Source organism: Pseudoalteromonas sp. S8-8 (genome assembly GCF_000497875.1).
GTDB classification, from domain to species: domain Bacteria; phylum Pseudomonadota; class Gammaproteobacteria; order Enterobacterales; family Alteromonadaceae; genus Pseudoalteromonas; species Pseudoalteromonas arctica.
Map to the genome: position 1 here is coordinate 1 of NZ_AUTR01000057.1, position 12,845 is coordinate 12,845.

General features: G+C 43.3%; 6 protein-coding genes and 3 rRNA genes. 6 read left to right on the plus strand and 3 right to left on the minus strand.

The genetic code is table 11. The features are described from left to right. Window positions 1–21: 21 nt before the first annotated feature. The 4 genes from L659_RS0118035 (at window position 22) to glsB (ending at window position 4,813) form a co-directional block, all read left to right on the plus strand. A 23S ribosomal RNA gene (locus tag L659_RS0118035) occupies window positions 22–2,912 on the plus strand. Window positions 2,913–3,057: 145 nt separating this feature from the next. Further along, a 5S ribosomal RNA gene (gene rrf, locus L659_RS0118040) occupies window positions 3,058–3,172 on the plus strand. Window positions 3,173–3,235: 63 nt separating this feature from the next. After that, a 5S ribosomal RNA gene (gene rrf / locus L659_RS0118045) occupies window positions 3,236–3,350 on the plus strand. A 539-nt stretch (window positions 3,351–3,889) separates the two neighbouring features. After that, window positions 3,890–4,813: a glutaminase B gene (gene glsB / locus L659_RS0118050; RefSeq protein ID WP_024591446.1), complete on the plus strand. Its 924-nt coding sequence runs from the start codon at window positions 3,890–3,892 to the stop codon at window positions 4,811–4,813. Window positions 4,814–4,850: 37 nt separating this feature from the next. Here glsB and L659_RS0118055 read toward each other — a convergent pair whose 3' ends face one another. Beyond that, window positions 4,851–6,155 (minus strand): inosine/guanosine kinase, encoded by a 1,305-nt coding sequence (locus tag L659_RS0118055; RefSeq protein ID WP_010554383.1) that lies wholly within the window; start codon window positions 6,153–6,155, stop codon window positions 4,851–4,853. Between the two features lie 178 nt (window positions 6,156–6,333). Between L659_RS0118055 and tadA the strand changes: the two genes are divergently transcribed. Further along, the gene (gene tadA, locus L659_RS0118060; RefSeq protein ID WP_010554384.1) at window positions 6,334–6,849 is read left to right on the plus strand and encodes a tRNA adenosine(34) deaminase TadA; all 516 of its coding nucleotides are present in this window, start codon (window positions 6,334–6,336) and stop codon (window positions 6,847–6,849) included. A 2-nt stretch (window positions 6,850–6,851) separates the two neighbouring features. On the opposite strand, the gene L659_RS1000000123825 is transcribed toward tadA, so the two are convergent. After that, window positions 6,852–7,019, minus strand: a complete 168-nt coding sequence (locus L659_RS1000000123825) for a hypothetical protein (protein WP_007584688.1) — start codon at window positions 7,017–7,019, stop codon at window positions 6,852–6,854. Window positions 7,020–7,176: 157 nt separating this feature from the next. Next, a complete protein-coding gene (mltF, locus tag L659_RS0118070; RefSeq protein ID WP_024591447.1) occupies window positions 7,177–8,697 on the minus strand; it encodes a membrane-bound lytic murein transglycosylase MltF in 1,521 nt (506 codons plus the stop codon). Between the two features lie 211 nt (window positions 8,698–8,908). On the opposite strand from mltF, the gene purL reads away from it, so the two are divergent. Then, complete coding sequence (purL, locus tag L659_RS0118075; RefSeq protein WP_024591448.1) at window positions 8,909–12,799, plus strand: phosphoribosylformylglycinamidine synthase; 3,891 nt, start codon at window positions 8,909–8,911, stop codon at window positions 12,797–12,799. The last annotated feature ends 46 nt before the right edge of the window (window positions 12,800–12,845 follow it).

Consider the following 12,845-nt stretch of genomic DNA (forward strand, 5'->3'; position numbering starts at 1 on the left):
AAAGACCCGTTTGGGTTGTATGGTTAAGTGACTAAGCGTACACGGTGGATGCCTTGGCAGTTGGAGGCGATGAAGGACGTATTAACTTGCGATAAGCTTAGTCAAGCTAGTAAAAAGCGCTTGAGACTAAGATTTCCGAATGGGGAAACCCACCTGCTTGCAGGTATCGTTAACTGAATACATAGGTTAACGAGGCGAACGCGGAGAACTGAAACATCTAAGTACCCGTAGGAAAAGAAATCAACCGAGATTCCGAAAGTAGCGGCGAGCGAAATCGGAACAGCCCTTAAGCTTATTATGTGTTAATGGAAGGCTGCTGGAAAGCGCCACGATACAGGGTGATAGTCCCGTACATGAAAAGACATTTTAAGTGAAATCGAGTAGGTCGGAGCACGTGAAACTTTGACTGAATATAGGTGGACCATCATCTAAGGCTAAATACTCCCAACTGACCGATAGTGAACCAGTACCGTGAGGGAAAGGCGAAAAGAACCCCTGTGAGGGGAGTGAAATAGAACCTGAAACCGTGTACGTACAAGCAGTAGGAGCCCACTTGTTGGGTGACTGCGTACCTTTTGTATAATGGGTCAGCGACTTATATTTTGTAGCGAGGTTAACCGAATAGGGTAGCCGTAGGGAAACCGAGTCTTAACTGGGCGAATAGTTGCAAGGTATAGACCCGAAACCCGGTGATCTAGCCATGGGCAGGTTGAAGGTTGAGTAACATCAACTGGAGGACCGAACCCACTAACGTTGAAAAGTTAGGGGATGACCTGTGGCTAGGAGTGAAAGGCTAATCAAACCGGGAGATAGCTGGTTCTCCCCGAAATCTATTTAGGTAGAGCCTCGGACGAATACTTACGGGGGTAGAGCACTGTTAAGGCTAGGGGGTCATCCCGACTTACCAACCCTTTGCAAACTCCGAATACCGTAAAGTAATATCCGGGAGACACACGGCGGGTGCTAACGTCCGTCGTGAAGAGGGAAACAACCCAGACCGCCAGCTAAGGTCCCAAAGTCATAGTTAAGTGGGAAACGATGTGGAAAGGCCCAGACAGCCAGGAGGTTGGCTTAGAAGCAGCCATCCTTTAAAGAAAGCGTAATAGCTCACTGGTCGAGTCGGTCTGCGCGGAAGATGTAACGGGGCTAAACTATGCACCGAAGCTGCGGATTCAGAATTTATTCTGAGTGGTAGGGGAGCGTTCTGTAAGCCGTTGAAGGTGTACCGGGAGGTATGCTGGAGGTATCAGAAGTGCGAATGCTGACATGAGTAACGATAATGGGAGTGAAAAACTCCCACGCCGGAAGACCAAGGGTTCCTATCCCATGTTAATCAGGGTAGGGTAAGTCGACCCCTAAGGCGAGGCCGAAAGGCGTAGTCGATGGGAAACAGATTAATATTTCTGTACTCGATATAATTGCGATGGGGGGACGGAGCAGGCTAAGCAAGCATAGCGTTGGTAGTCTATGTGAAAGTGAGTAGGGCGTTTGTTTAGGTAAATCCGGACAAACACTAAACCTGAGACACGAGACGAGTCACTACGGTGATGAAGTTGCTGATGCCATACTTCCAGGAAAAGCCTCTAAGCTTCAGATTATATGGAATCGTACCCCAAACCGACACAGGTGGTCAGGTAGAGAATACTAAGGCGCTTGAGAGAACTCGGGTGAAGGAACTAGGCAAAATCGTACCGTAACTTCGGGAGAAGGTACGCTCCTATCTGTGATGAGACTTGCTCTCTAAGCGGACGGGAGCCGCAGTGACCAGGTGGCTGGGACTGTTTATTAAAAACACAGCACTGTGCAAAATCGCAAGATGACGTATACGGTGTGACACCTGCCCGGTGCCGGAAGGTTAATTGATGGGGTTATCCTTAGGGAGAAGCTCTTGATCGAAGCCCCGGTAAACGGCGGCCGTAACTATAACGGTCCTAAGGTAGCGAAATTCCTTGTCGGGTAAGTTCCGACCTGCACGAATGGTGTAACCATGGCCACGCTGTCTCCACCCGAGACTCAGTGAAATTGAAATCGCAGTGAAGATGCTGTGTACCCGCGGCTAGACGGAAAGACCCCGTGAACCTTTACTACAGCTTGGCACTGAACATTGAACCTACATGTGTAGGATAGGTGGGAGACTTTGAAGCAGCGACGCTAGTTGTTGTGGAGTCAACCTTGAAATACCACCCTTGTAGTTTTGATGTTCTAACGTTGGCCCCTGAATCGGGGTTACGGACAGTGCCTGGTGGGTAGTTTGACTGGGGCGGTCTCCTCCTAAAGAGTAACGGAGGAGCACGAAGGTTGGCTAAGTACGGTCGGACATCGTACGGTTAGTGTAATGGTAGAAGCCAGCTTAACTGCGAGACAGACACGTCGAGCAGGTACGAAAGTAGGTCATAGTGATCCGGTGGTTCTGAATGGAAGGGCCATCGCTCAACGGATAAAAGGTACTCCGGGGATAACAGGCTGATACCGCCCAAGAGTTCATATCGACGGCGGTGTTTGGCACCTCGATGTCGGCTCATCACATCCTGGGGCTGAAGTCGGTCCCAAGGGTATGGCTGTTCGCCATTTAAAGTGGTACGCGAGCTGGGTTTAGAACGTCGTGAGACAGTTCGGTCCCTATCTGCCGTGGGCGTTTGAGAATTGAGAGGGGTTGCTCCTAGTACGAGAGGACCGGAGTGAACGAACCGCTGGTGTTCGGGTTGTCATGCCAATGGCATTGCCCGGTAGCTACGTTCGGAACTGATAAGCGCTGAAAGCATCTAAGCGCGAAGCAGGCCTCGAGATGAGTTCTCACTAGACTTTTAAAGTCTCTGAAGGGCCGTTGAAGACTACAACGTTGATAGGCAAGATGTGGAAGTGGTGTGAGCCATTAAGCTAACTTGTACTAATTACCCGTGAGGCTTAACCATACAACGCCAAACGCGTTTTATGCGACAGTTTAGACAGAAGTTAATATGACTAAAGTAGATATTACTTAGAAAGACTTAAAAAATATTATCAGATATTTTCCAAATTCAGTTAGTGCGTAGCGATACGGATTAACGCCCAAATTTGCTTGGTGACAATAGCGTTTTGGACCCACCTGATTCCATGCCGAACTCAGTAGTGAAACGAAACAGCGCCGATGATAGTGTAGCATTTGCTATGTGAAAGTAGGACATTACCAGGCTTCAAATTCAGTCGAAGGACTTTAATCTTAATAATTAAAAATAAGAAAATTGAAAAGAATTTTCTTGGTGACAATAGCGTTTTGGACCCACCTGATTCCATGCCGAACTCAGTAGTGAAACGAAACAGCGCCGATGATAGTGTAGCATTTGCTATGTGAAAGTAGGACATTACCAGGATTTAATTAAGAGAAACCCGTTACAGCAATGTAACGGGTTTTTTGCTTTTTGAAATTAGTAAAACTCTGCATACTAAGAGACGATACGATTAATAATAGTGTAGTATTTGCTATGTGACTCTCTACCGCTGTGGGCACTACGACATCCTACTGCGTAGCGCACCGACTTCACATTGTAGAGCGCCCGAATTTAAGATTCGGGCTTTTTTATGTCTGCAGAAAAGTGAAATACGCGCAATTAACACCCACTCACATTAACACCTATTACGTAGGTCGGGCGAGCGTAGCGACTCCCGACGCTAAAATCATAAAAATCTCCGCTCGACAATGAGTTCGTAGCATTTGCACTGTGACTCTCCACCGCAGTGGGCACCATGACATTACCAGGATTTAATTAAGAGAAACCAGATACAGTAATGTGACGTTTTTTTCTATTTAAATTTAGTAAAATCTCACCGTTAAATTCGACAACAAAACTAGGTGCACTTAATAGCGCGTGTTAAAATCCAATTTTTATGAATGACGATATAGAGGTCTAGATTGCCTACAGCTGATTACCAAAAGGTGCTTGATGAAATCGCATATGAAGTACGTCCTTTATTATCACAAGGGAAAGTAGCTGATTATATACCGGCGCTTGCCGAGGTTGATCCGGAACAATTTTCTATCGCTATTTATACAACTGATGGTGAAACTGTATGTGCGGGGGATTGTTCTCAACGCTTTACTATTCAATCAGTTTCTAAAGTTATGACACTTACTATGGCACTACAGCGTTATGGTGATGAACTTTGGCATAGAGTCGGAAAGGAACCCTCAGGTACAGCCTTTAACTCGCTTACACAGCTTGAGTTTGAAAAGGGAATACCTCGTAACCCATTCATCAATGCAGGCGCAATTGTAACGTGTGATGCGTTATACAGCCGCTTATCTGCGGCAATGCATTCTATGCTCGAAACCTTCAGGTTATTAGCTGGTAATAGAGGCATAGTAATTGATAAAAAAGTTGCTAATTCTGAGTATGAATTTAGGCATCGTAATGCTGCTATGGCACATTTAATGAAGTCGTTTGGTAATTTTGAAAACGAAGTAGATGATGTTTTGTGGGCTTACTTTAACTTTTGTTCTATTGAGCTCAACTGTATTGAATTAGCAAAAGCTTATAATTTTTTAGCTAATAAAGGTGTTGATAATCGATCGGGCAATCGTGTTTTAAGTAGTCGTCAGAATAAACAGCTTAATTCGCTTTTATTCACGAGTGGTTTATATGATGCTGCCGGTGATTTTGGTTACAGAGTGGGCATGCCAGGTAAGTCGGGAGTGTCAGGAACTATTTTAGCTGTGTTACCAAATAAGTTTACTGTAGCTGTTTATTCTCCGGGGCTTAATTCGTTTGGTAATTCGGTTGCAGGAATTGCAGCGCTGGAACTGCTATCTAAAAAGCTCGATATTTCTATTTTTTAGGAAATCGATAGGGAGCAATAATTGCTCCCACCGTTATTTATTGTTCCCAATAAACTTGTTCTAAACAATCTTCACGTTCAGGTAAACCACGAGATAAACGCGGAGAGTGCTGAACTAATACTTCATAGCTCGCTCGGTTAGCATATTTACTAATTTGCGATAGTGACGAGTAAGTAATAGCTTGTTGCTGATGTTTAGCTGAGTTTGCCACATTAAGCTTGTGGTAAACATTCGCTGACAAATCATGTAGTACAGCCGCAAGTGCGCAATCACCTGCACCATTGGTGTTTTTGATTGAATCAGGTCCACCCATAAATGGGGCCGTATGACTATATGCTCTGATAGGTTCATCACACTCATCTTTACGCATAGCTCGTGAGAATTCGTAACGGTTAAAATCAGGTATGGCGCCTGGTAGTAACGGGTATTCGGTTTCACGCTTTAAGCTTTCGTCTACGTAGCCGGCCATAAATAAGCCTTTTTCGCCAGCGGTACAAATAACTAAGTCTACCCAATCAAGTGCTTTATCAGCAGCTAAAAGAGGATCTTCAAAACCTGTAATAGCTAAACCTTCTTCTTCGTTCATAGCAAGAATATCAACATGCTTTTCAACAAAGTTTGCCCACCAAGTAGGGTCTTGTTCAATTAAGAATTTAGTTCCGAGTGTAAGCACAACTGGCACACCTGCGTCATTAGCGTATTTTACCGCTTGCATAGTGGCTTCAGTCATTGTTTCGCTACCTTGTGTGCGCATAAGGTAGGCACTGATCACTAACGCTGATGAATTCTCAATAAGGTCTTTATCGATAGATTCAGGACGTAAGTGATTCATTAAGCCTGCACTTATTGCAAAAGTACGCTCACCGGTTTCATCAATTAATGTAAAACAACGGCCTACAGGCCCATCAACTGGTTGAAGGTAGTTTAAGTCTACACGGCTTGAGGTATTACATAAAAAACGGTAAGCGTAGCTACCTATTTTTATATTTTCGCTCATTACGCCTAATAAAACTGAGCGATCATCTGCAAGTACAGAGTAGTTGTGCATAGTGTTACCAATGGTTCCACCGGCAAACTCAAAATCAACCATATTGTTTAATTTTAAACGATCGTATAAGGCGTTTGTTGTATCGCTATCAATAACTTGCGACATCCCCCTACGTAGTTGAAATTCGTCAAGGAAAGCTTGATCAACTTTTGCCTCTATATCAACAACGATCTGATCGATACCCGTAATATAACTACGTTGTAATCGCTCTGTTGCGTTAAGTTGATTGGTAAGTGGATCTTTGGCTTCCACTGGAAAATAATGTTTATGCCTGCGGCGTCCAGGAAATTTCATTTGCTACCCGTGTTGTGAGCTAAATAAAAAAAGCGTGAGATTATAGCGTAAATCAGCACGAGTGAGCCATTACAAACGGGTAAATATTGTTTTATTTTTGGAATAAAGTAATGAATGGCGCACTTTAGAGTGCTAACTAGGTATAATTACAGCATAAAAGGTTATTTAAGTAGAAATAATGAACGAACCATTTGATGATTCCTACTGGATGGAACAAGCGCTTTTGTATGCAAAGCAAGCAGAGCTGCTTGATGAAATTCCGGTTGGAGCAATTGTAGTCAAAGATAACCAGTTAGTTTCAGTCGGGTATAACCGCTCAATAACGGATAATGACCCATCTGCCCATGCCGAAATGATTGCAGTGCGAGAAGCTGGAAAAGTCCTTAACAATTACCGCTTAATTGATTGCACCCTATACGTAACGTTAGAGCCTTGTTCTATGTGTGCGGGATTGTTAGTGCATAGCAGAATAAAGCGTTTAGTGTTTGGAGCAGTCGATGCGAAAACAGGGTCTGCGGGTTCAATTATGAATTTATTACAAGAGCCTAAGTTAAATCATCAAGTTGAGGTGTGCGGTGGTGTTTTGGCACAGCAGTGCGGGGATACTATTTCGAATTTTTTTAAACGTAGAAGAGCGCAAATTAAAGCAGCTAAGAAAGCTGCTCGTGATGATCAAATAAATAAGCCTAACTAAAGTTAACTAGCGATTGGCTCTATTTCTGATTCAGCCATTTGCTGCATAGCAAACATTCGGCGACGCCAGATGATTTTTTTGTGTAGTTTTCGCAACATAACACGACGACGTGTGGCCGTTGAATAAATGACATTGCGTTTTAATCTTTGTGTGCGTCTACGTTTTAGCATGTTTTCTCCTAATGCAAGAGTGAGAAAGGCACGGGTATATCTTATAAAATAATGATATACAATTAACACACATTAGTGATCATTTGGTGACAAGTAAACAGATATTTAATTTACTTAAATTTTGCTTACTGACATGCTCAATAAACGGGTACTTATATTAATCTTGGCCATTGTTTTCACTCGACTGTTCGGGTTCGATTATAGGTTGTTGTTTTTCTGTTTGAGCTTCATCTGCCTTACTTTTTACTTCACTTTTCACTTCACTTTTTTCGTTTTGCTTTAGCTCAGTATCAGTGCTCAGCTCTGTAACTGGCTCAGGCTCTGTAGCAATAGCATCATTTTCATCTAGCCAAACAAGTGCATCGTAATAGCGACGAATATTATCAACATATTTAACAGCTACATCGCCTCGGGCATAACCGTAGCGAGTTTTACGGTAATAGCGCTTTTTAATTAATAGCGGTAGGCGTTTTTTTACATCAGCCCATTTGTCAGGGCTTGCGCCTTGCTGTTCGGTAATTATACGTGCATCGTTAACATGTCCCCAACCTACATTGTATCCGGCCAAAGCAAGCCATGTGCGGTCGGGTTGCGGGATACGGTCAGGAATACGTTTAATAAGCTTGCTTAAGTATTTAGCACCACCACGAATGTTTTGCTCTGGTTCTAACCGGTTAGTAACACCTACTTGTTTGGCTGTACTGCGAGTTAGCATCATGATGCCGCGCACACCTGTTGGTGATTTAGCGCGAGGATTCCACATAGATTCTTGATAGCTAAGTGCCGCTAATAATCGCCAGTCAAGGCTACCTGCATACTGTTCAAACCATGGCTGGTATGTTGGTAAGGTTTCTTTAATTGCTTCTATATAAGCTAGAGTATTTACATAGTTAAATTGGCGCACGTGACCAAAGTATTTTTCTTCAAGTACATAGAGCTGGTTACTTTGCTTAACGTCACCAAAAAATGGCACCAACAACGCATATAAAGAGTCGTCTTTAGATTTATTAAGTATCCATGCAATCGGGTCGTTATGGCTAACTGAAAAACCAATGCTTAAATTTGGGTGATAACGGCGAAACAGCGATAGCGTATGCGTATCAGCGAGTGTGTAATCTATCTCGCCATCAATAACTGCTTGAAGTAGTTCTTCTTCATCAAACTCTTCGCTTTCTATCCAAGTGAGATCTGGATTGTTCTTCTTCATTTTTTGTAGAGTAAGCGAGTGGCTACTTTTAGCTATAACAGTAAAGTTGCCATCTAAATCGTCAAACTCTCGAGGACGAACGCGCCCTTGTTTATAAACTAACTTTTGGCTGATTGTTCTGTAAGTTGGTCCGTAACGGTATTGCTCTGCACGGGTTTTATTATAGGTAAGTCCTGACGCTATTAAGTCTAAATCACCGCTTTCAAGGCGTTCAAACATTTCAGATAAGTTAAAGAAAGGGACTATTTCAAGCTCTACACCTAAATATTCAGCGAAGGCTTGAGATAACTCATATTCAAAGCCTTGCTCACCTTGAACGGCTTGATAATAATTACTAGCACTGGCAAGGGTACCCACACGTATTTTATTGTGTTCTTTTATTTGGGCGAGTTGAGTTGGCTGCTCTTGCATATCGCATGCACATAACAGCATAACTAAAGTAATGATTATTATTAGTTTTTCTTTGAACATTGAGTGCCCCTTAAGCTCGCCAGTCACCGTTATAGCAAAACTAAGCCATCGCGTCACTTTACCTTTTATTTTATTAACCAAAAGAGGCTATAAATAAAGCTAAAAAGTTAATTTTATGAAAAGCGTAATTTTGAGTTAAATCTGAATGCTAATTGGACTATAATGCGTGCCTAAAATATCGTTCAATCCCTAACCCCGGATGAAATTACCTATGTTGATCCTTCGTGGTGCACCAGCACTGTCAGAGTTCAGAGTTAATAAAATTTTAGCGCGTTGCCAACAATCGCAACTTCCAGTCACTAACGTATACGCCGAGTATGCTCACTTTGCCGATTTAACATCGCCGTTGAGTAGCTCCGAGCAAACCAAGCTTGAAAAACTATTAACTTACGGTCCAACTATTGCTGAGCATACCCCAGCTGGCAAACTTGTACTTGTTACACCTCGCCCAGGTACCATTTCACCTTGGGCATCTAAAGCAACCGATATTGCCCATAACTGTGGTTTAAAACAGGTTCACCGTGTTGAACGCGGTATTGCTTATTATGTTGAAGGTGACTTAAACGCAGAACAACTTGCACAAGTAATTGCGTTATTGCACGACCGTATGACCGAAGCCACGCATAGTGAGCTTGAAGATGCTGCACAACTGTTTCGCAGTGATGCACCGCGCCAAATGTCGTCTGTTGATATTTTAGGTGGCGGACGCGAAGCATTAGCAATAGCCAATGTTGAGCAAGGTTTTGCCCTTGCTGATGACGAAATAGATTACTTGGTAGAAAACTTTATAAAGTTAGGACGTAACCCTAACGACATCGAATTGTTTATGTTTGCACAAGCAAACTCAGAGCATTGTCGCCATAAAATATTTAATGCTGACTGGACGATCGATGGAAAAGAGCAGCCAAAATCGCTGTTTAAAATGATTAAAAATACGTTTGAGTTAAATCCTGAAAATGTATTGTCGGCGTATAAAGATAACGCGGCAGTAATGAAAGGCTCAAAAGCGGGTCGCTTCTTCCCAAATGCGCAAGGTGAATATGCGTATCATCAAGAAGACATTGAAATACTAATGAAAGTTGAAACGCATAACCACCCAACAGCTATTGCCCCATTCTCAGGTGCGGCTACAGGCTCTGGTGGTGAGATTCGCGATGAAGGCGCAACTGGTCGTGGCTCTAAGCCAAAAGCAGGTTTAGTTGGCTTTACTGTATCAAACTTACGTATTCCAGGTTACGAGCAACCATGGGAAAGCGATTTTGGTAAACCGGGTCGTATTGTTAACGCGCTTGATATAATGACAGAAGGTCCACTAGGTGGTGCTGCATTTAATAACGAGTTTGGTCGTCCTAACTTATTAGGCTACTTCCGTACTTACGAAGAAAAAGTAACAAGCCATAATGGCGAAGAAGTACGTGGTTACCATAAACCCATTATGCTTGCCGGTGGTTTAGGTAATATTCGCTCTGATCATGTTCAAAAAGGCGATATTCCTGTTGGCGCTAAATTAATTGCGCTAGGTGGACCTGCAATGAACATTGGTTTAGGCGGTGGTGCTGCATCAAGCATGGCCTCTGGTCAATCAAACGAAGATTTAGATTTTGCTTCAGTACAGCGCGAAAACCCAGAAATGGAACGTCGTTGCCAAGAAGTTATCGATAAATGTTGGCAGCTAGGTGACGAAAACCCAATTGCATTCATCCACGATGTAGGTGCTGGCGGTTTATCAAATGCGTTTCCTGAGCTTGTTAATGATGGCGGACGTGGTGGTAAGTTCCAATTACGTAGCATTCCTAACGATGAGCCAGGCATGGCACCACACGAAATTTGGTGTAATGAATCACAAGAACGCTATGTACTTGCTGTTGGCGTAGAGGATTTTGAACGCTTTGAAGCAATTTGTAAGCGTGAACGTGCCCAGTACGCTGTTATTGGTGAAGCAACAGCTGAACCTCACTTAACAGTGTCAGACAGTCATTTTGAAAATAACCCTGTTGATTTACCGCTGGACGTATTATTAGGTAAAGCACCTAAAATGCATCGCGATGTAACGTCAAAGCACGTTGTTGGTAAAGCGCTTGATACTACATTAATAAATGCAGCAGATGCAGCGCAGCGCTTAATGCGTTTACCAGCCATTGCAGAAAAAACATTCCTAATAACAATCGGCGATCGCTCAGTTACGGGTTTAGTAGCGCGCGATCAAATGGTCGGTCCTTGGCAAGTACCTGTTGCTAACTGTGCAGTAACTGCGGCAACGTATGATACTTACCACGGTGAAGCTATGTCACTCGGTGAGCGTACTCCTGCAGCATTACTTAATTACGGTGCATCTGCTCGTTTAGCTGTAGCTGAGTCGTTAACTAATATTGCCTGTGCAAACATCGGTAGCCTTGAAAATATTAAGTTATCGGCAAACTGGATGGCAGCAGCGGGTCACCCAGGTGAAGATGCTGGTTTATATGAAGCTGTTAAAGCCGTAGGCGAAGAGCTTTGTCCTGCGCTTGGTTTAACGATTCCAGTGGGTAAAGATTCTATGTCGATGAAAACGACATGGAAAGATGAAGGTGACTCACAAGAGAAGTCAGTAACATCGCCGCTTTCACTAGTTATAACTGCGTTTGGTCGTGTTGACGACGTACGTAAAACAGTAACTCCACAACTGCGCACAGATAAAGGCGACACATCGCTTATATTAGTTGATTTAGGTGCGGGTAAAAACCGCATGGGCGCATCAAGCCTTGCGCAAGTTTATAAGCAATTGGGTGATGTAACACCTGATGTTGATAGCCCTGAGTTATTAAAAGGCTTTTATAACGCAATGCAAGCGCTTGTGGCTGATAGTAAGTTACTTGCTTATCATGACCGATCAGACGGTGGTTTATTTACCACTGTTGCTGAAATGGCGTTTACGGGTCATACCGGTGTAACGGTTGATTTAGCAGCTTTAACAGGTTCAGACATTGAAGCGCTTTATAACGAAGAGCTAGGTGCGGTCATTCAAGTTGCAAATGCTGATTTAGATACAGTAAATGCGGTGTTTGAACAACATGGTATAGCAGCAATTAGCCACAATATTGGCACGCTTAACAGTGACGATACGATTATATTTAACCGTGGCGAAAATACGGTACTTAACCATACGCGTACTGAGCTTCGTACTATTTGGGCTGAAACAACGTATCAAATGCAAGCACGCCGTGATAACCCTGAATGTGCTAAGCAAGAGTTTGATGCTAAATTTGATGCAAAAGATCCAGGCTTAACCGTAAAACTTAACTTTGATTTAAACGAAGATATAGCTGCACCATACATTGCAACCGGTGCTAAACCGCAAATGGCTATTTTACGTGAGCAGGGTGTTAACTCTCATTTAGAAATGGCGGCAGCGTTTAATCGCGCAGGTTTTACAGCCGTTGATGTACACATGAGCGACATTTTAGAAGGTCGTTTAACACTAGAGCAATTTAAAGGTTTAGTGGCATGTGGTGGTTTCTCATACGGTGACGTACTTGGTGCGGGTGAAGGTTGGGCTAAGTCTATTTTGTTTAACGACATGGCACGCGATCAGTTCCAAAACTTCTTCCATCGTGAAGATACCTTTAGCTTAGGTGTATGTAACGGTTGCCAAATGTTATCAACGTTAAAAGAGTTGATCCCTGGAACAGAACATTGGCCGCGCTTTGTAACTAATAAATCAGAGCGTTTTGAAGCACGCTTTAGTTTAGTAGAAATACAAGAGAATCCGTCTGTGTTCTTTAACGGAATGGCTGGCTCGCGTATGCCTATAGCAGTTTCTCATGGTGAAGGACATGCTGAGTTTGCAAACGATGCAGCTACTAAAGCGGCGCTTGATAGCGGCACTGTAGCGGTTAAGTTTGTAGATAACTACGGTAACCCTACAACGCAGTACCCAGCTAACCCTAATGGTTCTCCAGAAGGTATTACAGGTATTACGTCAACTGATGGTCGCGCCACTGTAATGATGCCGCATCCAGAACGCGTATTCAGAAGCGTTGCCAACTCTTGGCATCCTGATGAGTGGATCGAGGATAGCCCGTGGATGCGTATGTTCCGTAACGCACGTAAAAATGTAGGTTAATTACATTTGCGTTTATACAAGTTAGATTCATAATCTTACTGTAAAA

Bases quoted from the DNA above. Each gene is read 5' to 3' on its own strand.
- L659_RS0118055 (WP_010554383.1), bottom strand. From the start codon at position 6,155: ATGAAATTTCCTGGACGCCGCAGGCATAAACATTATTTTCCAGTGGAA.
- tadA (WP_010554384.1), top strand. From the start codon at position 6,334: ATGAACGAACCATTTGATGATTCCTACTGGATGGAACAAGCGCTTTTG.
- L659_RS1000000123825 (WP_007584688.1), bottom strand. From the start codon at position 7,019: ATGCTAAAACGTAGACGCACACAAAGATTAAAACGCAATGTCATTTAT.
- mltF (WP_024591447.1), bottom strand. From the start codon at position 8,697: ATGTTCAAAGAAAAACTAATAATAATCATTACTTTAGTTATGCTGTTA.
- purL (WP_024591448.1), top strand. From the start codon at position 8,909: ATGTTGATCCTTCGTGGTGCACCAGCACTGTCAGAGTTCAGAGTTAAT.